The 24,018-nt window shown below is 70.2% G+C and carries 25 protein-coding genes; 16 read left to right on the top strand and 9 right to left on the bottom strand.

Translation table 11 applies throughout. The annotated features are described in order from the left end of the window. Positions 1-169: 169 nt before the first annotated feature. From ACIBCK_RS12395 to ACIBCK_RS12420, 6 genes are all read left to right on the top strand, one after another. Positions 170-1,159: a pyridoxal-phosphate dependent enzyme gene (locus ACIBCK_RS12395; RefSeq protein WP_399389385.1), complete on the top strand. Its 990-nt coding sequence runs from the start codon at positions 170-172 to the stop codon at positions 1,157-1,159. Between the two features lie 45 nt (positions 1,160-1,204). Continuing rightward, positions 1,205-2,032: a Rossmann-like domain-containing protein gene (locus tag ACIBCK_RS12400; RefSeq protein ID WP_399389387.1), complete on the top strand. Its 828-nt coding sequence runs from the start codon at positions 1,205-1,207 to the stop codon at positions 2,030-2,032. Beyond that, entirely contained in the window at positions 2,029-3,747 is a 1,719-nt protein-coding gene (locus tag ACIBCK_RS12405) for an MFS transporter (protein WP_399389389.1), read from the top strand. Before ACIBCK_RS12400 ends, ACIBCK_RS12405 begins: the two co-directional genes overlap by 4 nt. Positions 3,748-4,089: 342 nt before the next feature. Next, the gene (locus tag ACIBCK_RS12410) at positions 4,090-5,112 is read left to right on the top strand and encodes a FecCD family ABC transporter permease (protein ID WP_399389390.1); all 1,023 of its coding nucleotides are present in this window, start codon (positions 4,090-4,092) and stop codon (positions 5,110-5,112) included. Positions 5,113-5,122: 10 nt separating this feature from the next. Further along, on the top strand, positions 5,123-5,902 hold the full coding sequence (locus tag ACIBCK_RS12415; protein ID WP_399389392.1) for an ABC transporter ATP-binding protein: 780 nt from the start codon (positions 5,123-5,125) through the stop codon (positions 5,900-5,902). Between the two features lie 76 nt (positions 5,903-5,978). Then, positions 5,979-6,983, top strand: a complete 1,005-nt coding sequence (locus tag ACIBCK_RS12420) for an ABC transporter substrate-binding protein (protein WP_399389394.1) — start codon at positions 5,979-5,981, stop codon at positions 6,981-6,983. A 28-nt stretch (positions 6,984-7,011) separates the two neighbouring features. Here the strand turns inward: ACIBCK_RS12420 and ACIBCK_RS12425 are convergent, their stop codons facing one another. Beyond that, on the bottom strand, positions 7,012-7,527 hold the full coding sequence (locus ACIBCK_RS12425) for a MarR family winged helix-turn-helix transcriptional regulator (protein WP_399389396.1): 516 nt from the start codon (positions 7,525-7,527) through the stop codon (positions 7,012-7,014). A 106-nt stretch (positions 7,528-7,633) separates the two neighbouring features. Between ACIBCK_RS12425 and ACIBCK_RS12430 the strand changes: the two genes are divergently transcribed. The 3 genes from ACIBCK_RS12430 (at position 7,634) to ACIBCK_RS12440 (ending at position 10,189) form a co-directional block, all read left to right on the top strand. Further along, positions 7,634-8,044, top strand: a complete 411-nt coding sequence (locus ACIBCK_RS12430) for an organic hydroperoxide resistance protein (RefSeq protein ID WP_361054176.1) — start codon at positions 7,634-7,636, stop codon at positions 8,042-8,044. Positions 8,045-8,150: 106 nt separating this feature from the next. Then, the gene (locus ACIBCK_RS12435; protein ID WP_399389397.1) at positions 8,151-8,612 is read left to right on the top strand and encodes a hypothetical protein; all 462 of its coding nucleotides are present in this window, start codon (positions 8,151-8,153) and stop codon (positions 8,610-8,612) included. A gap of 248 nt (positions 8,613-8,860) precedes the next feature. Beyond that, positions 8,861-10,189: a M28 family metallopeptidase gene (locus ACIBCK_RS12440; RefSeq protein ID WP_399389399.1), complete on the top strand. Its 1,329-nt coding sequence runs from the start codon at positions 8,861-8,863 to the stop codon at positions 10,187-10,189. A 70-nt stretch (positions 10,190-10,259) separates the two neighbouring features. On the opposite strand, the gene msrB is transcribed toward ACIBCK_RS12440, so the two are convergent. From msrB to ACIBCK_RS12460, 4 genes are all read right to left on the bottom strand, one after another. Further along, positions 10,260-10,667 carry a peptide-methionine (R)-S-oxide reductase MsrB gene (msrB, locus tag ACIBCK_RS12445; RefSeq protein ID WP_399389401.1) on the bottom strand — a complete coding sequence of 136 codons (408 nt, stop codon included), beginning with the start codon at positions 10,665-10,667 and terminating at the stop codon, positions 10,260-10,262. 35 nt (positions 10,668-10,702) lie between these two features. Continuing rightward, positions 10,703-12,097, bottom strand: coding sequence for a UDP-N-acetylmuramate--L-alanine ligase (gene murC, locus ACIBCK_RS12450; RefSeq protein ID WP_399389402.1), 1,395 nt, complete (start codon positions 12,095-12,097; stop codon positions 10,703-10,705). 93 nt (positions 12,098-12,190) lie between these two features. Then, complete coding sequence (locus tag ACIBCK_RS12455) at positions 12,191-12,664, bottom strand: indole-3-glycerol phosphate synthase (RefSeq protein ID WP_399389404.1); 474 nt, start codon at positions 12,662-12,664, stop codon at positions 12,191-12,193. Positions 12,665-12,809: 145 nt separating this feature from the next. Further along, the gene (locus tag ACIBCK_RS12460) at positions 12,810-13,712 is read right to left on the bottom strand and encodes a pyrimidine reductase family protein (protein ID WP_399389406.1); all 903 of its coding nucleotides are present in this window, start codon (positions 13,710-13,712) and stop codon (positions 12,810-12,812) included. Between ACIBCK_RS12460 and zapE the strand changes: the two genes are divergently transcribed. Together zapE and ACIBCK_RS12470 are read left to right on the top strand one after the other, a co-directional pair. Then, the gene (gene zapE / locus ACIBCK_RS12465) at positions 13,675-14,769 is read left to right on the top strand and encodes a cell division protein ZapE (RefSeq protein ID WP_399389408.1); all 1,095 of its coding nucleotides are present in this window, start codon (positions 13,675-13,677) and stop codon (positions 14,767-14,769) included. The two genes, ACIBCK_RS12460 and zapE, sit on opposite strands and share 38 nt — an antisense overlap. Positions 14,770-14,863: 94 nt before the next feature. Beyond that, positions 14,864-16,228 carry a PhoX family protein gene (locus ACIBCK_RS12470; protein WP_399389410.1) on the top strand — a complete coding sequence of 455 codons (1,365 nt, stop codon included), beginning with the start codon at positions 14,864-14,866 and terminating at the stop codon, positions 16,226-16,228. A gap of 51 nt (positions 16,229-16,279) precedes the next feature. Here ACIBCK_RS12470 and sph read toward each other — a convergent pair whose 3' ends face one another. The 4 genes from sph to ACIBCK_RS12490 all read right to left on the bottom strand — a co-directional run bounded on the left by sph (position 16,280) and on the right by ACIBCK_RS12490 (position 19,319). Then, entirely contained in the window at positions 16,280-17,275 is a 996-nt protein-coding gene (sph, locus tag ACIBCK_RS12475; RefSeq protein ID WP_399389412.1) for a sphingomyelin phosphodiesterase, read from the bottom strand. 196 nt (positions 17,276-17,471) lie between these two features. Continuing rightward, positions 17,472-17,804: a TetR family transcriptional regulator C-terminal domain-containing protein gene (locus ACIBCK_RS12480; protein WP_399389414.1), complete on the bottom strand. Its 333-nt coding sequence runs from the start codon at positions 17,802-17,804 to the stop codon at positions 17,472-17,474. Next, positions 17,801-18,208, bottom strand: a complete 408-nt coding sequence (locus ACIBCK_RS12485; protein ID WP_399389416.1) for a VOC family protein — start codon at positions 18,206-18,208, stop codon at positions 17,801-17,803. Before ACIBCK_RS12485 ends, ACIBCK_RS12480 begins: the two co-directional genes overlap by 4 nt. A gap of 91 nt (positions 18,209-18,299) precedes the next feature. After that, entirely contained in the window at positions 18,300-19,319 is a 1,020-nt protein-coding gene (locus ACIBCK_RS12490; RefSeq protein WP_399389418.1) for a LacI family DNA-binding transcriptional regulator, read from the bottom strand. Positions 19,320-19,577: 258 nt separating this feature from the next. Between ACIBCK_RS12490 and ACIBCK_RS12495 the strand changes: the two genes are divergently transcribed. The 5 genes from ACIBCK_RS12495 (at position 19,578) to ACIBCK_RS12515 (ending at position 23,956) form a co-directional block, all read left to right on the top strand. Further along, positions 19,578-20,912 carry an MFS transporter gene (locus ACIBCK_RS12495; protein WP_399389419.1) on the top strand — a complete coding sequence of 445 codons (1,335 nt, stop codon included), beginning with the start codon at positions 19,578-19,580 and terminating at the stop codon, positions 20,910-20,912. A gap of 140 nt (positions 20,913-21,052) precedes the next feature. Beyond that, positions 21,053-21,742, top strand: coding sequence for an alpha/beta fold hydrolase (locus tag ACIBCK_RS12500; protein ID WP_399389421.1), 690 nt, complete (start codon positions 21,053-21,055; stop codon positions 21,740-21,742). A 304-nt stretch (positions 21,743-22,046) separates the two neighbouring features. Next, positions 22,047-22,919 (top strand): polysaccharide deacetylase family protein, encoded by an 873-nt coding sequence (locus ACIBCK_RS12505; RefSeq protein ID WP_399389422.1) that lies wholly within the window; start codon positions 22,047-22,049, stop codon positions 22,917-22,919. A 9-nt stretch (positions 22,920-22,928) separates the two neighbouring features. Beyond that, positions 22,929-23,084, top strand: a complete 156-nt coding sequence (locus tag ACIBCK_RS12510) for a hypothetical protein (protein ID WP_399389423.1) — start codon at positions 22,929-22,931, stop codon at positions 23,082-23,084. 116 nt (positions 23,085-23,200) lie between these two features. Then, a complete protein-coding gene (locus ACIBCK_RS12515) occupies positions 23,201-23,956 on the top strand; it encodes an aminoacyl-tRNA hydrolase (RefSeq protein WP_399389425.1) in 756 nt (251 codons plus the stop codon). Positions 23,957-24,018 lie beyond the last annotated feature (62 nt).

Here is a 24,018-nt window from a genome sequence, read left to right on the forward strand (position 1 = left end):
CACAAGTCTCCTCCCGACGTCCCGACATCTTCAGCGCCCACAGGCTGCCACAACCCTATCCGTCTTGACAATCATTTTCATCTAGTGTGATGCTCTCGGCTCGGCGGCAGACGCAGGAACACACAGGGACACCCGGGGACCCACGTCCAGGGACACACAGGGGGCAGACATGCACGACCACATAGCCGAAGCGGTGAAGAAACCCGATCTCATATCCCTGGAGCCGGACTTGGTCTGTCTCCGGTTCGAGACGATGAAGATCTATTCGGCCCTGGGAGCAGTCCGTCACCTTCTTGATTCCGGCGCCGTGAAACCCGGCGACACCCTCATCGACAGCTCCAGCGGCATTTACGCGCAAGCGCTCGCGCTCGCCTGTCACCGCCACGGAATGAAATGCCACATCGTGGGTTCCACGACCGTGGACCACACACTGCGGGTCCAGCTGGAGATACTCGGCGCCACGCTGGAACAGGTGCGGCCCTCGAAGAATCTCCGGCTCGACCAGGAGCTGAGAGTGCGGCGCATCGCGGAGATACTCGAGGCGAATCCCTCGTACCACTGGATGCGGCAGTACCACGACAGCATTCATTACCTCGGCTATCGCGAGGTCGCCGAGACGATCGACGCCGAGGTGCCCGACGGTCCGCTCGCCCTGGTGGGCGGGGTCGGCTCGGGAGCTTCGACCGGCGCCATCGCCGGCTATCTGCGGGAGGCGGGCCGCGATGTGTCACTCATCGGCGTGCAGCCTTTCGGCAGCGTCACCTTCGGCTCGGAGCACGTGGCCGACCCGGACATGATCATCGCCGGGATCGGCAGTGCCATCGAATTCCAGAACGTCCGGCACAAGGCGTACGACCGCGTGCACTGGGTGAATTTCGACTGCGCGGTCTCCGGCGCGGTCTCGCTCCTGCGGACCAGCGGAATCTTCGCCGGCCTTTCCACCGGCGCCGCCTATCTGACCACGCTGTGGGAACAGCGCCGAGACGATTCCCGTACGTATGTGTTCATCGCGGCGGACACGGGTCATCGCTATGTAGAGAGCGCCTACGCGAAACACGCCCAGGCGCCGGACATCGACACCCTGAAGCCCCACGAAATCACCTCACTCGACGAGCTGCGGCACCCCTGGTCGACGACGTCCTGGCCCGACCTCCCCTGACAGCAACCACCCCCGTCCCCACTCCCACTCCCGAAGGCACACCACATGTCCCACCCCGATCCGCGCACGCCCCACAACGTCGCGGAACTCATCGACGCCGTCCTGGCCGGCGCGTACGGTCCCGATCCGCAGGACCTCACCGTCACCAGCGCGTTCTGGCTGTACAACACCACCCGGCTCGCGGGCGGCCAAGTGACGTACCACAACCACTACTTGCTGCTCCGTGTCGGCACGGCGTTCGGCGCCTGTTCCTTCGAGGCCGGTGAACTCACCCCGGACTTCTGCGAGAACGCCTCGGGCCACAGCCTCGACAAGCTGCTGCGGGCCGAGTCCACGCCCGTCCGCATCGCCGCGCTCGACGCGTATCTCGCGCAGGTGAGCCCGCACCGGGACGCCGCGGATGCCGAGCGCGTCACGCTGCCCACCGGTACGCCGGAGGTCCGCGCGGAGGCCCGCGATGCCGCCATCGCCGGGCTGCTGGACATCGAGCCGGGCGCGAAGGTGGCGCTCATCGGTGTGGTCAACCCCCTTGTCGCGGCGATACGTGAGCGGGGTGGCGTCTGTCTGCCCTGCGACCTCAATCTCCGTACGACCCAGTGGGGCGACCGGATCACCGACGACATGACGGAGGTGCTCAAGGAGGCCGACGCCGTGGTCGCCACCGGCATGACGCTGAGCAACGGTACGTTCGACCTGATCCTGGCGCACTGCCGCGAGCACGGGGTGCCGCTGGTGGTGTACGCCCAGAGCGGCAGCGCGGTGGCCCGCGCGTTCCTGCCCGCCGGGGTGACCGGGCTCTCCGCGGAACCCTTCGCCTTCTCGCAGTTCAGCGCCGACGAGACGCCGCTCTACCGCTACAAGGAGGCGGCGTGAGCGTCAACTCCAGGGGGCAGTCCGCGGCTTCCGCGTCGCCGGCCGTCACTGAAGAAGCACTACCGGGCGACCTGCGGATGGCCCGTACGCTGTGGCCCGTCCTGGTCGCTTCCGCGGTCGGTCTGCTGCCGTTCACCATCTTCAGCACGTATCTGGTGCCCATGGCCGAGGACGCGGACAGCAGTGTCGCGACCCTTGGCGGCCTGCGCGGACTCGGCGGTCTCGCCGCCCTGTTGGTGGGCACCGCGCTCGCCCCGCTGATCGACCGGGTGCGCAAGGAGTGGGCAGCGGCGGGCGGTCTCGCCGCGCTCGGGGTCTCCGCCGCGCTCGGTGCGAGCGGGGACTTCATTCTGCTCGCCGTGTTCTGCCTGCTCGTCGGCGCCAGTACGTCGGTACTGAACCCGGCGCTGACCGCGGCCGCCGCCGACCGCTTCGGTTCGGGGAAGGCGGCGGGGCGCGCGGCGACACTCGTCACGGCGACGCAGTCGATGACGGCGATGCTGGCGGCGCCGGTCATCGCGCTGCCCGCGCTGCTCTGGGGCTGGCAGGGTGATCTGTTCGCGGTGACGGGGGTTTCGCTGCTGCTCGCGGCGATCTTCTACGTACGCGGCAAGGACAAGCGGGTGGAGGCGGTAGAGCCGACCCAACGCCTGGGCTACGCGGCCTCGTTCGCGTCACTGGCGAGGATCCCGGGGGTAGCCCCCCTGCTTCTCATCGCCCTGCTGCGCACGGCGGTGTTCATGGGCTACCTCTCCTACCTGGCGGCCTACTACGACGACCGCTTCCAACTCGGCCCCGGGCTCTTCGCGTTCGTGTGGACGCTCAGCGGGGCGTCGTTCTTCGTGAGCAACCTCCTCACGGGCCGGGTCGCGAACTCCGAGGAGCCGCGGATCGGCACCGAGCGGCTGCTGGCGATCGGCCTGGTCGCCGCGCTCGTCTCGGTGGTGGGCTTCTACTTCACGCACTGGCTGCCGCTGGCTCTCGCGATGACGTCCCTGCACGCCGCGAGCCACGCCGTGGTGGCCGCGTGCGTGATCAGCCTGCTGGTCCGCCGCTGCGGCACGCAACGCGGCGCGGCCCTGAGCGTGAACGCGGCGGGAATGAGCCTCGGAGTCTTCGCAGGCGCGGGCCTGGGCGGCCTGGGCCTTGGCCTGGCCGGCTACGCGGGAATCGCCGCAACCTTCGGGCTGCTGGTGGTGGCGGCACTGGTGGCGGCGGTTCTCGTGCTGAGGGCTGAAGCGGTTGCCCCGGGGGGCCGGGACCCGGAGGACGGGGGCCCGAGCGACCGGGGCCCGGGCTACCGGGGCCCGGGCTACCCGGACCCGAGCTACCCGGACCCGAGCTACCGGGGCCCGAGCGACCCGGACCCGAGCGACCCGGACCCGGGCGATCAGGACCCGGGCGATCGGGATCGGGGCGATCGGGACCCGGGCACGGATCAACCGGCGGACGGAACTCCGCCGAAACGGAACCCGACGACCCAGACCCCCACGAACGACGACCCGGCGGTCCAGACCCCCACAGACGACGACCCGACGACCCAGCCCCCCACAGACGACGACCCGACGACCCAGACCCCCACGAACGACGACCCGGCGGTCCAGACCCCCACAGACGACGCCCCCGCGAAGCAGAACCCCACAAGCCACGTCAGCCCTGCGAACGAGATCCCCGCAGCGGACGGTCCGGAGAAGGGAGGCGGGACCGTCACCTAGTGCCGTCCCGGAGCCGTTCCTCCGCGCCTGCCCCGACGCAAGCGGGGCCCACCCCCGGCGGCCGATCCCCGACGCAAGCGGAGCCCAACCCCGGCGGCCCACCCCTGACGGCCTCACCCTGCCGGCCCTCCACAGCCATCCGCCGGCGCCTGCCGAGGTCTCCACCGCACCCGAACCCACCCCCAACCCAACTACCCCCAACCCGACCGAGAGGCCCGCCCCGCCATGCCCCCGCCGCCCGCGATCTCCCCCTCGGCAGCCATTGCTCCCGTCCCTGACGCGCCTCCATCGGGCCCCCGGGCCAAGAGCGTCCGGAGTCTGCTTTCCTCCCGGGTGGGGCTGGTGGCAGGTTGTGCCGGGCTGCTGCTTCTCCTCCTCGGCTCCGTCGTCGTGGCCATCGGCCTCGGCTCCGCCGTCGTCTCGCCGGGCGACACCGCCCGGCTCCTGTGGGCCGCGATCAGCGGCGGGAGCATCGATTCCGGTGACGTGACGACGTATCAGATCGTCTGGCAGATCCGTACACCTCGCGTGCTCCTCGCGGCACTTGTGGGCGCCGGGCTCAGTGCGGTCGGCGTCGCCATCCAGGCGCTGGTGCGCAACGCCCTCGCCGATCCCTTCGTACTCGGCGTCTCGTCCGGGGCCTCGGTCGGAGCCGTCGCCGTCACCGTCACCGGCGGCCTCGCGGCCCTCGGCATCTACGCGGTGTCGGCGGGAGCGTTCATCGGAGCGCTCGTCGCCTCCCTCCTCGTGTACGTCGCATCGGCGAGCCGCGGCGGCGGGCTCTCGCCGCTGCGGCTCGTCCTGACGGGTGTGGCCATGGCACTCGGCTTCCAGGCCGTGATGAGCGTGATCATCTACTTCGCGCCGGACAGCGAGGCCACCAGCATGGTCCTGTACTGGACGATGGGCAGCTTCGGCGCCGCGAGCTGGGGCGCCCTCCCCGTCGTGGCCGCCTGCGTGGTGCTCGGCACAGCCATGCTCCACCGGTACAGCCGGGCGCTCGACGTCCTCGCGCTCGGCGACGAGACCGCGACGAGCCTGGGCATCAGCCCCGACCGGCACCGCAAGGGCCTGCTCCTGCTCGCCTCGCTCATCACCGGGGTGATGGTCGCCGTGAGCGGCGCGATCAGTTTCGTCGGCCTGGTCATGCCCCATCTCGTACGCATGGTGGTCGGGGCCACCCACGCCCGCGTACTCGCCGTCGCACCGCTGGTCGGAGCGGTGTTCATGGTCTGGGTCGACCTCGTGTCGCGCACCCTCGTGGCGCCGCGCGAACTGCCCCTCGGGGTCATCACGGCACTGGTCGGCGTACCGGTGTTCGTCACGCTGATGCGGCGCAAGGGCTATATGTTCGGGGGCCGTTGAGATGGATGCCATGAATCTCGCACTCGACGGTCTGTCCGTGACGATCGACGGCAAGCTCCTCGTCCGGGACCTGTCCCTGGAGGTCGGCAGCGGCCAGATCGTGGGGCTGGTGGGCCCGAACGGCAGCGGCAAGTCCACCGCGCTCAAGTGCGTCTACCGCGCGCTGCGCCCCAGCTCCGGCGTGGTCAGGGTGGGCGACGACGACCTCTCACGCCTGGCGCCGCGCCGCAGTGCGCAGCTCGTCGCCGCGATGGCCCAGGACGGCGCAGTAGACCTCGACTTCACTGTGGAGGAAGTCGTCGCCCTCGGCCGCGCACCGCACCTGCGCGGCAACCAAGCACTCGGCGCACGCGAACGCGACCTGTGCGCACGGACGATGGCGCTCCTCGACCTCACCCGCCTCGCCGACCGCGGCGTACTGACCCTGTCGGGCGGCGAACGCCAACGGGTCCTGCTGGCAAGGGCGTTGGTCCAGGAGCCGCGCATCCTCGTCCTCGACGAGCCGACCAACCACCTCGACGTCCGCCACCAGATAGAGCTCCTCTCGCTCCTGAAGGGCTCGGGCCTCACCGTCCTCGTGGTCCTGCACGACCTCAACCTCGCGGCGGCCGCGTGCGACCGCATCGGGGTGCTGTCCCAGGGCGCACTGGTGACCGCCGGTACGCCGGAAGAGGTGCTCACGACCGGTCTCGTCGACGAGGTGTTCGGCGTCAAGGCCAGCGTGATCACCCACCCGCTGACCGGCGACCCCCAACTCCTCTACGCGCTCAGCCCCTCCACTCCCCTTTAGCCCCCTCCACTCCCCTTTAGCCCCCTCCACTCCCCTTTAGCCCCCTCCACTCCCCTGTGAAAGGCACCACCGGACCATGCCCAGAACACGCACCACCATCGGATCGGCGCTCGCGGCGTCCCTGCTGCTCGCCGGCTGCGGCGCCGAGGTCAACCCGGACCCCAGGTCCGCGGGCGCCTCCGAGAAGGTCACCGTCAAGCGCTGCGGTGAGCCGGTCGCGTACCGAACCCCGCAGCGCGCGGTGGTCTACGAGGGCGGCAGCGCGGACAAGATGTTCAGCCTCGGCCTGACGAAACACGTCCACGGTTACGTGATGCCTCCGGCCAACCCGCCGGTGAGCGAGTCCCCTTGGGCTTCGGAGTACGCCAAGGTGAAGATGCTCAGCGACGACCTGCTCAACAAGGAACTCGTCGTGGAGGCCAAGTCGGACTTCGTCGTCGCGGGATGGAACTCGGGCTTCAGCGACCAGCGCGGCATCACCCCGCAGATCCTGGACAAGCTCGGCATCCAGAGCTTCATGCACACGGAGAGCTGCTTCAACTACCCCAAGTACCCGCAGAAAGTAACCCCGTTCAAGGCGCTCTACTCGGACCTGGACCGCCTGGGCAAGATCTTCAAGGTCGAGAAGAAGGCGCACGACGTGGTCAGCGGCCTCAAGAAGCGCGTGGCCGCCGCCGAGTCCAAGGCCCCCACATCCCTCAAGCGCGACCCGCTCCCCGTCTTCCTCTACGACTCCGGAACGGACCAGCCCTTCACGGCGGGCAGCCAGGTCCCGCCCAACGACATCATCAAGGCAGCCGGCGGCAGGAACATCTTCGACGGGCTCGACGAGCGCTGGACCCAGGTGAACTGGGAGGCCGTCGCCGAGGCCGAACCCGAGGTCATCATCATCTTCGACTACGGCGACATGCCCGCCAAGAAGAAGATCGATTTCCTGAAGAAGTCCCCGCACACCAAGGACCTGCCCGCCGTGAAGAAGAACAACTTCTTCGTCCTCGACTACAACGAGGGCATCAGCGGGCCGCGCAACATCGACGGCCTGGAGAAGTTCGCGAAGTACGTGCGCGATCTGAAGCGGTGACGCGGGCCGCGACCGGCTGATCCGCGTCTCACTGAGCCTCGTCCAGCGCCCCCGTCAGCCGGCCGAGGAGCCCCTGCAGGGCAAGCACCTCCTCGACCGTCAGGCCGGTCGAGGCGAGGATCCGGCGCGGGACGGGCAGCGCCCGCTCGCGCAGCTCGGCTCCGGCGTCCGTGAGCTGAACGGTGACGGAGCGCTCATCGGCGGCGCTGCGCTCGCGGCGCACGAGTCCCGCGCTCTCCAGTCGCTTGAGGAGCGGCGAAAGCGTGCCGGAGTCGAGGCGCAGCTGCTCCCCGATCGCCTTGACGGGCTGCGGGCCGTGTTCCCAGAGCACCAGCATGACCAGGTACTGGGGATACGTGAGCCCCAGATCCTTGAGGGCATCGCGGTACACGCCGCCGAAGGCGCGCGAGGCGGCGTGCAGCGAGAAGCAGACCTGGTGGTCGAGGCGGAGCAGCTCGGCGTCGGGCACGCCGGGCAGCTCGCCTCCGGTCGACCCGGGAGGCCCGGTCGGCCCGGGGGGTACGGCGGTCGGCGATGACGTCATGGGTCCCAGCGTACCTGGCACGCACGATTAAGTTGTGCACAACTTAATTGTGTGCAATGGTTATGGCATAGCCACCGAGCACGCCCCCCGAGGGAAGAGGACACCCATGAACGCGCTGTACACCGCCGTCGCCACCGCCAACGGCCGCGAGGGCCGCGCCGTCAGCTCCGACGGTCAGATCGACCTCGCGCTCGCCATGCCCCCGGCCCTCGGCGGCAACGGACAGGGCACCAACCCCGAGCAGCTCTTCGCCGCCGGGTACGCGGCCTGCTTCGCCAGTGCGATGGGGGCGGTGGCCCGTGAGATGAAGGTCGACACCAAGGACGTCTCGGTGACCGCCGAGGTCTCCATCGGCAAGGACGACGCGGGCTTCGGGCTCGCGGTCGTGATGCGCGTGGAGCTGCCGGACTCCCTGGCGGGCGAGACCGGGCAGCAGCTGGTCGAGGCCACGCACGCGTACTGCCCGTACTCCAAGGCCACGCGCGGCAATATCGAGGTCGAGCTGGTCATCGAGTAGTCCGGACCGCGGTCCGGAATTCGGGCCCGCGCCGGACGGCGGGTACCGTAGAGGGACCGATCTCATGGGCCTCCTGGTGGGCTGCGTGAACCCCAGGAGGCCCAGAATGACGACGAACCGCGGACGCAAGGACGTGATCCGGAACCGGATGACGTCGACCGGCGAGTCGTACAACGTCGCCGCCCGCAATCTCAAGGCCATGAAGGACATGGGCGCCACCCGCGAGGCCGTCGTCACGCAGCGCTGGCAGCCGGCCGAGACCCTGGACGTGCCGTGCCCCTGCGGCGGCACCTGCGAGCCGGGTGAGAAGTGCGACCGCTGCCACGCCCGCCACCGCCACGTGGCCCGCTATCCCGGCAGCCGCACCGAGGTCGAGACCTGGGTGGACCGTTACGAGTGCATGGGCTGCGCGTCCTCGTACACCATCTTCGTCGTCCTGCCCGGCCGCCCCTGGGGCATCGCCGAGACGGTGGTCCAGGGTGCGGACGCCGAGCCGGTGATCAAGGCCCGGGTGTTCCCGGGTGTGAAGCACCCGCTGCTGCGTCCGGAGACACCGGAAGAGGACTGAGCCCGGCGACGGCAAGGACCCGGTGGGACGCGTCGGCGCGCGAGGTGTCCGCTATCCGAAACTGGCTGACCGGCATCTGACCGGTTTCGCCTCTTGACGCTGCCCCGCCCCAGCCCCAACATCAGGCAACGCACCACGCGCCCCACCTCTGCACCTCTGCTCAGCACAGCTCCAGCGCCCTGCGGCATCCGCGTCGCAGGGCGTCAGTACGTTCCGTCCCCCTCGTTGTTCGGAATTCGGAGCCCCACATGAGAATCTCCAGACCCGCCATACCCCGCGCCCTGAGACGGGCCACCGCGGGCGTCGCCACCCTCGCCGCCGCAGGACTGCTCGCCACCGCCGCGCCCGCGGCCACCGCCGCGCCCTCCCCGACGCTCGCGGCCCCCGACATCCCGCTCGCCAACGTCAAGGCGCACCTCTCCCAGTTCCAGTCCATCGCGTCGGCCAACGGCGGCAACCGCGCCCACGGACGCCCCGGCTACAAGGCCTCGATCGACTACGCGAAGGCCAAGCTGGACGCGGCCGGGTTCACCACCACCGTGCAGCAGTTCACCTCCAGCGGCGCCACCGGCTACAACCTCATCGCTGACTGGCCGGGCGGCGACCCGAACAAGGTCCTGATGGCGGGCGCCCACCTCGACAGCGTCAGCTCGGGCCCCGGCATCAACGACAACGGCTCGGGCTCGGCAGGAGTCCTGGAGACGGCACTCGCGGTATCACGCGCGCAGTTGGAGCCGACGAAACACCTGCGGTTCGCCTGGTGGGGCGCGGAGGAACTGGGTCTGATCGGCTCGAAGTACTACGTCAACAACCTCCCCACCACCGAGCGTTCAAAGGTCTCCGGCTATCTCAACTTCGACATGATCGGCTCCCCGAACCCGGGCTACTTCGTCTACGACGACGACCCCACGATCGAGAAGACCTTCAAGGACTACTACGCGGCCCTGAACGTCCCCACGGAGATCGAGACCGAGGGCGACGGCCGCTCCGACCACGCGAGCTTCAAGAACGTGGGCATCCCGGTCGGCGGCCTCTTCACCGGCGCGAGCCGTACGAAGTCCAGCGCCCAGGCCCAGAAGTGGGGCGGCACGGCCGGCCAGGCCTTCGACCGTTGCTACCACTCGTCGTGCGACACGACGTCGAACATCAACGACACGGCCCTGGACCGCAACAGCGACGCCATAGCCCACGCCGTCTGGACGCTCGGCACGGAGACTCCCGTCCCGCCGGGCGACACGTACGAGAACACCGCTGACGTCGCCATCCCGGACAACGGCGCGGCCGTGACCTCGTCGATCAACATCACCGGCCGCACGGGCAACGCCCCCGCCACCCTCAAGGCGGACGTCGACATCCGGCACACCTGGCGCGGAGACGTGGTCGTCGACCTGCTGGCCCCCGACGGCACGGCATACCGCCTGAAGAACTCGAGCGGCAACGACTCGGCGGACAACGTCATCGCGACCTACACGGTCAACGCATCGAGCGAACCGGCCAACGGCGCCTGGAAGCTGCGCGTGCAGGACGTGGCGGCGCAGGACACCGGCTACATCAACAGCTGGAAGCTGACGTTCTGACGTTCCGGACCACGAACGGGCGCCCGGCAGCGGTTGTCCGCTGCCGGGCGCCCGTCACGTGAACCGCCGCTCAGCCCTCCTCGGCCGCCAGCGTCAGCGAGATCGAGTTGATGCAGTACCGCTGGTCCGTCGGTGTCGCATAGCCCTCGCCCTCGAATACGTGGCCGAGGTGCGAGCCGCAGCGTGCGCACCGCACCTCCGTGCGCACCATGCCGTGCGAGGAGTCCTGGAGGAGTTCGACCGCGTCCGTGTCCTTGGGGTCGAAGAAGCTCGGCCAGCCGCAGTGCGACTCGAACTTCTCCGCCGAGGTGAACAGCTCCGCTCCGCACGCGCGGCAGGAGTAGACGCCCTTGGTCTTGGTGTCGGTGTACTCACCCACGAACGCGGGCTCCGTGCCCGCCTGGCGCAGCACCGCGTACTCCGAGGGGCTCAGCTCCGCGCGCCACTGCTCGTCCGGCTTCTCGACGTCGTACGACATGAGACTGAACCCCTTACTTCGAGAACCGCGGTCGATTACTTCGACAGCTCTGACAGGATCTGCGGGCCGAGGTCCGTGACGTCGCCCGCTCCCATGGTGAGAACGAGATCACCGGGCCGCGTCATTCCCGCGACGACCGCCGCGGCCTCCGCCTTGTCTTGGACGGCACGCACGTCGGCGCCCGCCGCCACGGCCGCGTCGATGATCAGGGCGCTGGTGATGCCGGGGATCGGGTCCTCACGCGCCGGGTAGATGTCGAGGACCACGGAGGCGTCCGCGAGGGCCAGGGCCTGGCCCATCTCCGTGCCGAGCTCCTGCGTGCGGGAGAAGAGGTGGGGCTGGAAGAGGACGAGGATGCGCGAGTCGCCCGCGGCGGAACGCATCGCCTCCAGGTCGGCGCTCATCTCGGTGGGGTGGTGCGCGTACGAGTCGATGACCTGTACGCCCGCGGCCTCGCCCTTGAGCTGGAGGCGGCGCTTGACGCCGGTGTACGAGCCGATGGCCGATGCGAGGTTGTGCGCCGGGATGCCGAGGGCGATGCCCGCGGCCAGGGCGGCCACCGCGTTGTGGGCGTAGTGGCGGCCGGGGACCGAGACCGTGAAGGTCAGGAACTTGCCGTTCAGGATCACCGTGACCTCGCTGGTCAGGCCGCGCGGGGTGATCTTGTGGATGCGGAGGTCGGAGCCCTCCGACTCGCCGTACGTGACGACCTTCAGGTCGCCCGCGTCGCGCACGCGCCGCGTCAGCTCCGCCGCGCCCGACTGGTCCGCCGCGATCACCAGGGTGCCGCCGGGGACGATCTTGCCCGCGAAGGTCTCGAAGGACTCGTAGATCTCGTCCATCGACGCGTAGTTGGCGTGGTGGTCGAGCTCCACGTTCAGGACGATGGCGACCTCGGGCGCGTACTTGTGGAAGCTGCGGTCGCTCTCGTCCGCCTCGGCCACGAAGATGTCGCCGTCGCCGTGCAGCGCGTTCGAGCCCGGCGCGTCCAGGTCGCCGCCGATCGCGTACGAGGGGTCGAGGCCGAGGGTGGAGAGGGTGACGGCGAGCATCGACGTCGTCGTGGTCTTGCCGTGCGTGCCGGCCACCGCGATCGGACGCAGGCCCTCCATGAGGGAGGCGAGCGCGTCCGAGCGGTGCACGACCGGAATGCCGAGCTCCGTGGCGCGGGCGAGCTCGGGGTTGTCGGCGCGGATGGCGGAGGAGACGACCACGCAGGTCGCGTCGGACGCGAGGTGCGCGGCGTCGTGGCCGATGTGGACCGTGGCGCCCAGGGTCCGCAGGGCCTCTGCGGTCGCGGACTCCCGCGCGTCGCTGCCGGCGACCTTGGCGCCACGCTGGGCCAGGATCTTGGCGATGCCCGACATTCCGGCGCCGCCGATGCCGATGAAGTGCGGTCGGTCCATGGCGGTGGGAAGGCCGGGTGCCATAGGTTCTTCTCCAGGTGTGACGGCGACTGAACGCGCCGGGCCGTGCGGCCCGGCGGGGTCCAGCCTAGTAACTGGGCCGGCCCAGCCTAATTCCTAGTCCTCGGTGTGCGAGAACAGCTTCAGGACCGGCACGCCCACCTTGTGCCGGGCACGGGACGCCCAGTCCCGGTGGAAGAACTCCTCCACGTAGTGCGGGTCGGTCAGCACGATGACCTCGTCCGCGTTCGCCTCGTCGACCAGTTGCCTGAGCGCGTCGAGCGGGTGGTCCTCGATCAGCTGTCCGGTCGCGTCGCAGCCCGACGCGCGCAGGGCCGTCAGCGAGACGGCGAGCGCCTTCTGCGCGGGGGCCGTGGCGTCCTGCCCCTCGGGGACGTCCCCTTCCTTCGCCGCCTCGTCGAGCTCCCCCAGAGCCACGTCGTCGATGGCCCGCAGCAGGCGGTCCGCCTGGTCGCCGCGGGGCTGGAGCAGCACCCGGAAGGTGACCGTCTCCTCGCCGTGCAAGGTGGTGACGAACTCCACGTCGGCGGAGGTCAGGGCCTTCTCGATCATCAATACGCTTGTGAACACGACAGGCGCCCTTCTCATCCGTGGGCTGCCGAGAGTCTGTCTCGGCAGGCCCCTGCGGAAACCATCCTGCCCCGTGGCCGCACGGGGTCTGCGACTTTTAGTGTGCCCAACGGAAGCGAAACGGAACGGCTGATTCCGCTGATTGTCAGGTTCGACGGTATCGGGTGAACAGGAACCCGGCCTCCTCCAGTACGGAAGCCAGTGCGAAGCGTTCCGGGACCGCGAGCGCGGACCCCCAGGCGATCCGCTGCGCGTCCCCCGCGGTGAGCATCGGGGACACCGTCAGACAGAGCTCGTCCAGGGCGCCCGCCGCCACGAACTGGCCGAGCAGCCGGGGCCCGCCCTCCGTGAGCAGCCGGGTCAGGCCGCGCTCGGCCAGGGCGGGCGCGACCCGCTCCGGCTCGACCACGGCGCCCTCCCCCGCGACCACCACCACCGCGCCCGCCTTCTCGGCCGCCGCGACCCGGTCGGCGGGCGCTTGCGCACCGGTCACCACGAGTGTGGGCACCAGGGGCGAGGTGAAAAGCGGAAGGGTGAAATCCAGGTTGAGGCTCGCGCTGACGACCGCGATCGCGGGCACCACCGTCTGCCCGGCCGCAGCCCTGCGCTCGGCGAAGGCCTCACGCGCGCGTGCCGGGCGGTAACCCTCTTGGCGTACCGTTTCGGCACCCACGACCACGGCATCGGCGACCGAGCGCAGGGTGCCGAAGATCCGCATGTCGGTGGCGTTCGAGATGGGGTGCGACCGGCCGTCGTGCTGGGCCGCCCCGTCCAGCGTGGACACCATGTTGGCGCGCAGCCAGGGGGCGTCGCCCGGCGGGTAGGCGTACGCGTCGGCGAGCTCCCCGAGCTCCCACTCCCGTACCGATGCCTCGTCCGCTCGTACGGATGCCTCGTCCGCTCGTACGGATGTCTCGTCCGGTCGTACGGATGTTTCGTCTGTCTGGTCGGTCACAGGGAACAGGCGTCGCATGTCCAGCAGTCTTGCACGGCGCTTAGAGTTAGGAACCGTGTCGTCCTCCACCGCCGCCCCCGGGCAGAGCCCCATAGCCGAAGCGGCTCCCCTGTCGCTGTGCGCCCGCGAGCCCCATGTGCCCGCCGACCGTCTGGTCGCCGAGATGGTGCCGCCGCCGCGCTTCGACTCCGTCCGCTTCGATACGTACATACCGGACCCGAACCAGCCGAGCCAGACCGAGGCCGTGCGGGTCCTGAGCGGCTTCGCCGCCGGGCTCGGCGGGGCGCACGCATCCGGGTCGGGCAAGAAGCGCTGGTTCGGCCGCGCCAAGCCCGCCGCCCCCACGGGCCCCCGCGGTGTCTACCTCGACGGCGGTTACGGCGTGGGCAAGACCCACCTCCTCGCCTCCCTCTGGCACGCGACGCCCGCCGCGCCCGAGCAGAAGGCGTTCGGCACCTTCGTCGAGCTGACGAACCTGGTCGGGGCGCTCGGCTTCCAGCAGACCGTGCGCACGCTCAGCGGTCACCGGCTGCTCTGCATCGACGAGTTCGAGCTCGACGACCCGGGCGACACGGTGCTCGTCTCCTCGCTGCTCGCACGGCTCGTCGACGAGGGCGTCGCGCTCGCCGCGACCTCGAACACCCTGCCGGGCAAGCTCGGTGAGGGCAGGTTCGCCTCCGCCGACTTCCTGCGCGAGATCCAGGGTCTTGCGACCCACTTCAAGTCGCTGCGCATCGACGGCGAGGACTACCGCCACCGGGGTCTTCCGGAGGCGCCCGCTCCGTACTCGGAGGAGCAGGTCACCAAGGCCGCGTACGCGACCGACCGCGCGAGCCTCGACGACTTCCCGCAGCTGCTCGACCACCTCGCACGCGTCCACCCCAGCCGGTACGGAGCGCTCACCGACGACCTCCGGGCCGTCTGCCTCACCGACGTCACGCCGGTCCCCGACCAGTCGACCGCCCTGCGCCTGGTCGTGCTCGCCGACCGGCTGTACGACCGCGAGGTGCCCGTACTGGCATCGGGCGTCCCCTTCGACCAGCTGTTCAGCGAGGAGATGCTGAACGGCGGCTACCGGAAGAAGTACTTCCGGGCCATCTCCCGGCTCACGGCGCTCGCACGGGACGCGAGGGGCCTCGTAAAGCCGTAGCGACTCACCGCTACGCGCGTGGTTCCCGCACGCCCAAGCGCGTGGTACACACATCCGGTCATGTTCCTGTCCGCCAGCAGGAGGTCGACCTTTTATGTCCACGACACGACGGCAAGTGCTAGCCCGTACCGGTGCGGTGGGTGCGGGAATCGCCTTCACCGGTGCGCTCACTGAACTCTTCGCGGGGAGCGCTGCCGCGCAGGGCAAGGCCGGGTACGGGCCGCTGGTGCCCGACCCCGCCGGGCTGCTCGATCTGCCGAAAGGTTTCCGTTACAAGGTCCTCTCCCGGGAGGGCGACGCACTGTCCTCCGGTGAGGGCAAGGTGCCGAGCAACTTCGACGGCATGGCCGCCTTCCGAGGGAGGAAGGGCGGCACCCATCTCGTCCGGAACCACGAGAACCGCGCGGACGGCAGAGTCCCCGTGCCCACGGTCAAGGGCCTCACCTACGACCCGATGGGCAAGGGCGGCTGTACGGCGCTCGCGCTCGACCGCCACAACAACGTCCTGGGCGAGCGCGTCGCGATCGCCGGGACCGCGGTCAACTGCGCGGGTGGGCCCACGCCTTGGGGCACCTGGCTGACCTGCGAGGAGACCGAGGACAAAGCAGGCACGAACGGCTACACCAAGGACCACGGCTTCATCTTCGAGGTCGACCCCGTCGACCCGCGCCGCACCGGAGCCGTGCCGCTCACCGCGATGGGCCGCTTCCAGCACGAGGCGATCGCCGTCGATCCCAGGCGGGGCGTGGTCTACGAGACCGAGGACGCCTTCCAGAAGCCCTTCGGCCTCTTCTACCGCTTCCTGCCCAAGAAGCCCGAGGGCGGCCGCGGTTCGCTCCGCGCGGGCGGCAAGCTCCAGGCCATGCGCGTGCCGGGCGTACCCGACCTGTCCGCGGTCCAGGAGACGGGCGCGTGCTTCACGGGCATCGAATGGGTCGACGTACCGGATCCGCTCGCCGCCCAAACTCCTATCCGCCTCCAGGACTTCGGGCCCAAGGGCATCACGCACGCGCAGAAGCTGGAGGGCTGCTACTGGGGCGGAAGCTCCGTCTATTTCGTTTCGTCGTTCGCCCACAGCGCGGAGGGTTCGGCGGCCGACCACTTCGGGCAGATCTGGCGCTACGAACCGTCGAAGCGCCGCCTCACCCTGGTGATCGTCTTCGGCCCGAGCACCGACATCCAGCTGCCGGGCGAGTCCCCCGACAACATCTGCCTCGCGCCCAGCGGCGGCCTGATGGTGGCCGAGGACGGGGGCGGCGCCCAGCACGTGTACGGCCTCACGCGCCGCGGCGAGGTCTACGCGATGGCCCGCGGCCGGCAGAACATCGGCACCCCCGATGAGCCCGAGTGGGGCGAGTTCGCGGGCGTCTCGTTCTCACCGGACCACGACACGATGTACGTCAACTGCTATACCCCCGGCACCACGTTCGCGGTGACGGGCCCCTGGCACCGGACCTGACCGGAGCTGACCGGCTCTGACCCGAGCGCCCAGGGGCGCTCGGGTCAGGCTCTAGGAGCCGATCACCGGATAGTGGTCGGACAGGTTGGTGTACGTGTACTCCTTGCCCCAACTGGAGACCGTCCAGGGCGCGCTCTGCTCCTTGACCACCTCGTTGCGCCAGCTGGCGGGGCGGGCGTGGCCCTTGCGGTGCAGGACGTAGTCCAGATCCTCGCGGGGGTCGTCCGGGTAGCGTTCGGACGCGATGGAGTTGTCCTGGGTGTCGAAGGAGTAGGGGTGCCCGTCGCGGCCATCGGCGGGGGCGAAGCCGCCGTCGGCGAGCATCGAGGCGTACTCACCGCTGCGGGAGTCGACGTTGAAGTCCCCCGCCACGATGACCTGTTCGCCCGCCGGGATGTTCTTAACGTCCAGGAAGGCGTCCATCTCCTTGAACTGCAGGGCGCGCGTCGCGGCCGCCTCACCGGAACCGCAGCCCGGGTCGGTGGACTGGGCGTGGGTGCCGACGACGTGCACCTTCGTGCCGTTGACGTTCAACTGGGCATAGACGAAGCCCTTGTTGGAGTACGAGTCGGAGCCGCAGGCGTCCTTGTAGACGTACTGCTCCTTGCGCAGGATCGGCCACTTGCTCAGGACGGTCACGCCGCCGTCCTCCGGGGTCACCGAGGAGTACGCCCCGCCGGTGGCGTCCCAACCGCCCTTGCTGCGGCCCATGACGGGGGTCTGGTGCGGGTAACGGTTCGCGGCGTTGGCCTTCAGCGCGTCCGACGAGGAGTTGTCGAAGGCCTCCTGGAGGACGACCACGTCCTTGCCCTGGAAGAAGTCCGCGGCCGGTATGGCCTTGGCGCGGTGGTCCTGACCCCAGTTCGGGTAAAGGGTCTTGCTGAAGAGGAACGCGTTGTACGAGAGCACCTTGAGTGCGGGAGTGTCGGCAGAGGCGGCAGGCGCGTCGGCGGCGGTCGCGGACGGAGCGACGGCGGCGAGTGTGGCCGCGGCGAGCACCGTGGTGATCGCGGCGGCGTGCGTCCTGCGCAGCGCTGGGTGCGGCACTGAATCTCCTGAGAACGGGGATGGGCGTCCGAACGGGGGGTGGGCGTCGCACATCCAACCAGCCGCCGCTACTTCTGGGGATACTGCACGTGAACAAAGATCCCGCGGCGATGACGCGCCGATTCTGTGCGACCCGGCAGCACTCAAGTGCCGCGCACGCGGGCGCCGTTGGGGCGCCGCCGGGAAGACCCGCCGGTCACAGCTCGGCGAGCGCGCTCTCCACCGTGTCGAGCAGCGCCTGCCGGTCGTCCTGCACGCGGGCGAGAACGCGCAGGCCGTAGTACGTGCTCTGCACCCGGCGGGCCACGGTCCACGCGTCGGCCGCCGACCGGAGCTCCCCCTTGCGCCTTCCGGCCGTCACGACCGCGCGCAGCTCCTCCTTCCACCCGGTCGAAGCCCTCGCCCCGCAGGATCGCCACCTGCTCGGCGGTGCTGGTCTCGTAGTAGCGCCGCAGTGCGCGCAGATACGACTGACGCTTGCCGCCGAAGGTGTTGTAGAGGCTTGAGGGACCGAGCCCGGTGCTCTCACACAGCGGCACGGTCACAACTGGCCGCTTCGCCGACCGCACGCTCCGCCGCGCTGCGCAGCACGCAGAACTCGTTGCCCTCGGGGTCGGTGAAGACCACCCAGCCCGAGCCATCGGCGTTCCGGCGGTCCGCCGCCACGGTCGCACCTATCTCCAGGAGCCGTTCCACCTCGGCGTCACGGGTGCTCTCGGGCCGCAGGCAGAGGTGGACACGGTTCTTCTGGGTCTTCGGCTCCGAGACCTCGGCGAAATAGAGGTGGAGACCGGTGGGCAGGGCGATGGCCGCGGTCGATTCGCCGGGGAGATCGTCGTCGTTGAGCGGGTGGCCCACCACCTTGCTCCAGAACTGGGCCAGTTCGTATGCGTCGGCACAGTCGAAGGCAACGTTGTAGAGGGTGGAGCGCATGGGTGAGGCCTTTCCTTAAGTGGCGGCGCGTCAGTTGTCTTTTGCTGGACGGCAGTTGTAGGTCGTCAATTGCCGACTGCTGGTTGAAGTCTCACCCCTGCCTGCCGCTGGACTCCCTGGCCTCGATGTGCGCCGTCGATCGCCCGTGCACCGTCGGCGGCGTGTCCGGCTCGCGGATGAGGCGGTCGACCAAGGCAGCCACCTCGGCGGGCGGGGGCAGCTCGATGCGTACGCTCGTCAGTCTCGGCCGCAGCAGCCTGCCGAGCAGCAAATCATCCGCGCCGACGACGGCCACCTCGCCGGGGACGTCGATTCCGGTGTCCTGCAAGGCCCGCATCAGGAGCATGGCGTACTCGTCGTTGTAGGCGAATACCGCATCCAGGCCCAAGTCCCGCCAGCCAGCGGCCAGTTCCGCCGCCGACTCCTCCGCGTAGGCGAGCTCGACCGGTCCCACCCGCGCGTCGGGATACGCGGCGGCAGCGGACCGAACGCCCGCCAGGCGCGGCGCGCTGAACATGGCGAGGCCGTGCTCGACCGGGACGACGACGCCGATACGCCGATGCCCGGCTCCGAGGAGATGCGCACCGGCCACGGCGCCGACCTCCTCCTGGTCCATGGCGATACCGTGCGCGCCGGGTGCGGGCGGCGGCCCGTAGGAGACGACGGCGGAGGTGCCCGAGCGTTTCAGCGTCTCGACGGAGGCCTCGTCGAGCGGGGCGCCGATCATGGCGATGACGGCGGCGGGCCGCAGCTCGGCCCAGGCACGGGCGGCGTCCCGCGGGGTGTTCCCGGCACTGGCACCGTGCAGCACACCGGTGTATCCGTACGCCTGCAACTCCGCCTGGAACGCGGCGACGAAGTTCGTGAACAGCGGCCCGAAGGCGGGCACCGTATCGGCGGGCACGGCGATCAGTACGAGCCCGCTGCTGCCGGAGCGCAGGGAGCGGGCGGCGGCGTGCGGCACGTATCCGAGCTCCTCGGCGGCCACGCGGACCTTCTCCTGCGTGGCGTCGCTGACGCGCCCCGCGGCCAGGCCGTTCAGGACGTAGCTGACGGTCGCGCGTGAGACACCGGCGAGGCGGGCGACAGAGGTGCTGGTCGGCGTCGGCACGGCCCTCGGAGGACCTGAAGTGCCGCTTGCCTGATGACCCGCGACCCCACCCGCACCTGTCTGAGGACCTGACATGCCACCCCTCTGAGGGTCCGAGCTGCCGTTCATCTGCTGCCCATCCTTTCACTGCGGCTTTTTGCCGCCGCGGCTCTGGTGCGGACGTGGGGCGGGTGCTAGGAATGCACTTACACGTGTCAAGTTACACGTGTCACCCACCCCTTCGGTCGTCACGACCGACCTTCTGAGGAGGAGGGCATCGTGGCCCTTTCCGCTCACCAGGACCAGCCGCCCCCGGCCGCCGGCACCACTAGCACCGCCGGCACCCCCAACACCACCGGCACCCCCAGCACTCCCCGCGGCCTCATGCCCCTCCTGACCTTGGCCAACACCGCGATGTACACGCTCTACGTCGGCGTGGGCAGCGTGCTGCTGCCCCTCCAGATCGAGCACATCGACAAGGCCGACAAGGTCGCGATGCTGGGCCTCGTCAGCGGCGTCAGCGCGGTCTTCGCCACCATCTTCAACCCCGTGGCCGGCGCCCTCTCCGACCGCAGCGGCCGGCGCAATCCCTGGATTCTGGGCGGCGGTATAGCCGCCGTCGGCGCGATGGCCCTGCTCGGCGGGGTCCGGACGGTGCTGCTCGTGACGATCGCCTGGTGTCTGGGCCAGGCGGTGATGAACGTCTTCCAGGCCGCCCTCACCTCGGTCGTCCCCGATCGCGTGCCGCTCGCCGCCCGCGGCAGGGCGTCCGCGGCCGTCGGCATCGGCCTGCCGATCGGCTCCACCCTCGGCGCGCTCATCGGCTCGGTGTTCGCCGACCACCTCGGTACGGGATATCTGGTGCTCGGCCTGTTCGTGGCGCTCTCGGCGGCGCTGTTCACCGCCTTCGCCCGGGAGAAGCCGAGGTCATCCGCGCGGAAAGAGCCAACTCCGCAGCAGGAGACGTCGGATGAGCCCGCGTCGGCCCCGCTCAAGAAGCAGTTCGCGGCGTTTCTCGGCGCCCTGCGTCACCGCGACTTCCGCTGGGCGTTCATCGGGCGCGCCCTGCTCGTGCTCGGCTACTTCTGCGTCTTCGGCTACCAGCTCTACATACTCCAGGACCACATCGCCCTGCCCGCCGGCATGGACCCGGAGGACGCCGTCGCCGTCCTCGCGCCCATCAGCGCGGTCGCGATGGCCGTGTCCACGGTCGCCGGCGGTGTGCTCTCGGACCGGATGGACCGGCGCAAGCTGTTCGTCGCGGCCTCCGCGGTGATCTCCGCCGTCGCCCTTCTCATCCCCGCCGTCTCGCCGAACTGGACCGCGATGCTCGTCTTCGCCGCCCTCAACGGCCTCGGCTTCGGCTGCTTCATGGCCGTCGACAACGCGCTCGTGTCCATGATCCTGCCGAGCGCCGACGACGCGGCCCGCGATCTGGGTGTACTGAACATGGCACAGGCGGGCCCACAGATCCTGGCCCCGTTCGTCGCGTCGGTCATCGTCTCGCTCTGCGGAGGCAGTGACGGCGGCGGCTACACGGCCCTGTTCATCGCGGGCGCCGTCCTGTCCGTCCTCGGCGCGCTCGCGGTCCGCCCGATACGCGGAGTTCGCTGAGGCATCGGCAAGGACAACGTACGAACGCTGCGAAAGAAGGCGCTGAAAAGCAAGACGTATAAAGGCGAGACGCTGAAAAGCAAGGCGCTCGAAAGAAGAACACCGCAAGGCAGGCAGACGTTGGAAAGCAGGTCATCAGCATGAAGTTGCACACCCGCGAATGGGGCACCGGCGAGCGCGTCGCCGTCCTGGTCCACGGCATCATGTCGGACCACCGCACCTGGCGCCGCGTGGGACCCGCCCTCGCCGACAAGGGATACCGGGTGATCGGTGTCGACCTGCGCGGGCACGGGGCGAGCGGGCGCGGCCCGTACAGCGCGGAGATATTCGCGGACGACCTGGTCGACACCGTGCCGAGCGGGGTGGAGCTCGCGGTCGGGCACTCGCTGGGCGGGATGGCGCTGGCCCTCGCCGTGGAGCGGCTCGCGCCGGCACGGGCCGTGTACTCCGACCCGGCGTGGGCGCTCGGTGCGCCAGGCGTGGACCCCTCCGTATTCGTCGAGTTCCGGCATGCGAGCCGGACGACGATCGCGAATCTGAACCCGCGCTGGGACGAGGCCGATCTCGACGTCGAGGTCGCCACGCTGGCCGTCTGGGACCCGGACACCGCGCTCGCCGTCTCCGGGACGAATGCCATCGACCGCACGCCCGCCGCGCCGACGGTCCCGTCACTGGTGCAGGTCGCGGACCCCAGTTTCCTCGTGTCCGACGAGCTGAGGGGGGAGTTGGAGCGGCGCGGGTTCGAGGTACGGACGGTCAAGGGCGCCGGGCACACCATCCACCGCGACGACTTCGACGCGTACATGGGGTCGCTGGACGGCTGGATCTAGGGGCAGCGTGGGGTGACTCGGGCCCGTTGAAGTCGGCGAACGAGGCTTTCCTGTAAGGAAGTTGACGTCGCACTGACGACCGCGCGAGCTGCTGGCTGCCGCGTGGGGCACCGGCGGCCGGGCAGGTCGGTGCCCAATGGGCTTTCGGTCGCCCCTCCGCCCCGCCAACGCCGACACCGACACCGCCGCAGGCAGTACGTCAGCGTCAGCGGCGCGGGCGATGATTCGGCCGTCCGGGGCAGTGCTGGGCAGCGTGGCCGCCACCTTCGGCAGTTTGTCCTTTTTATGTCGATACGTTCGCCAGATGATCGCCCCGACACGGACACTGACCGCCGCCTGCGCCCTGACCGCCCTCGCCCTCACCGCACTCGCCGCCTGCGGTACGGACCCCGCACCCGGCAACCGCGACAAGACCGCGCGCCCCACCGCGAGCGCACCGCCCCGCCCGGCGACGCTCGCCCCCGGCCCCGCGGGCCTCACTCCCGTCTTCAAGAACGCCCCCCGCTCACCCGCGTCCGCCGCCCCCGCCGTCGCGCTCACCTTCGACGCCGACATGACCGCCGACCAGGGGCCACGCGCCGCGGCGGGTGAACGGTTCGACAATCCGGCGCTGGTGTCGACCCTGCGCCGGCTGAAGGTGCCCGCGACGTTCTTCATGACGGGGCGGTGGGCCGAGGAGTACCCGGCGCAGGCCAAGGACATCGGCCGGGACCCTCTCTTCGAGGTGGCCAACCACTCGTACAGCCACTACGCCTTCACCGACCGCTGCTACGGCCTGCCGACCGTCCCCGCCTCCCGTATGCGCGCCGACGTGGAACGCGCCTTCGCCGCCTTCCGCAAGGCGGGTGTCGAGCGCCAGGTGCCGTACTTCCGCTTCCCCGGCGGCTGTTACGACAAGCGGGCGCTGCGGGCGCTGGCTCCGGGCGGTGTCACGGCGGTGCAGTGGGACGTGGTGAGCGGCGACGCCTTCGCGACGGACGCCGACGCGGTGGCCCGGCAGGTGCTCGACGGGGTGCGGCCCGGCTCGGTGGTCGTCATGCACTGCACCCGCAGCGCGGCTCCCACGACGGAACGTGCCCTGCGGACGATCGTCCCGAAGCTGCGCGAGCGCGGCTTCCGGTTCGTCCGGGTGTCGGAGCAGATCAGGGCGGCGGGGGAGGCTCGCGCACGCGGCTAGGCTGCCGACATGGACGACACCGCATCCGCCACCTCCCACTCGGGCCCGCTCGCCGAGTGTGTGCTGTGCCGTGAGCCCACCGAGTACCCGGAGTCGTACAAGGGTGTGACGCTGTGCCCCGTGTGTGAGTGGCACGAGGCGCAGCGCACGGCCTGCTCCGGCTGACCCACCGGGCACCTGCCACCCGCCGCCCGGACCCGGCAGCGGCGCGCTCACCCCCTGCGCGATGCCAGCCCGCAGGCCGGCCCGACCGCCGATCTTCCGCCTGGCAGACTGGACGCGTGAGCAGCGACCAGACCGCCGGGAATCCCCAGCCGCAGGACACCCCGGAAACCCCGGACTCCCAGGACAGCCCCTTCCGCGTGGAGCAGACGACACGCGACGAAGCGCCGCAGTACGTACTGCCGCTGGTGGCCCGCATCGAGCGTGCCGAGCCCCCGCACCGTACGGACGCCCTGGAGACCGCGGCCCGCGCGGTGCTCGTCATGCTCGGCGACGAGCGGTCCGGCGGCGACGGCGAGTGGGCGCAGGCCATGCGGGACTGGCAGGACGCCAGGATCCGCAAGGTGGTGCGGCGGGCCCGCGGCGCCGAGTGGCGGCGGGCCGAGGCACTCCCGGGTATCACGGTGACGGGCAAGTCGGCAGAGGTCCGCGTCTTCCCGCCGGTGCCGCTGGACGGCTGGCCCAAGGACCTGGCCCGCCTCCAGGTCTCGGGCACGGACCTGGACGACCCGGAGGCGGTTCCACCGGCGGACGCGACCGCGCCGGTCCTGTGGATGAGCCCCGATGTCGACATGTCGGCGGGCAAGGCGATGGCGCAGGCGGGGCACGGTGCCCAACTGGCCTGGTGGGAGCTGTCGGACGAGGAGCGCGTGGCCTGGCGGGACGCCGGTTTCCCACTTTCCGTCCGCACCCCGGACGCCGCCCTCTGGCGCGAACTCGTGGCGAGCGGCCTGCCGGTGGTGCGGGACGCCGGCTTCACGGAGATCGCCCCCGGCTCCTGCACCGTGGTGGCCGACCACCCCGCCCTGCGTTGAGGAGACCCTCCCGCCCCGCGTCGAGGGTGACCGTGGGGCCGAGGCCGCTCCCGAGCCCGGTG

The organism is Streptomyces sp. NPDC051218 (assembly GCF_044455475.1).
In the GTDB taxonomy this organism is placed as follows: Bacteria; Actinomycetota; Actinomycetes; order Streptomycetales; family Streptomycetaceae; genus Streptomyces.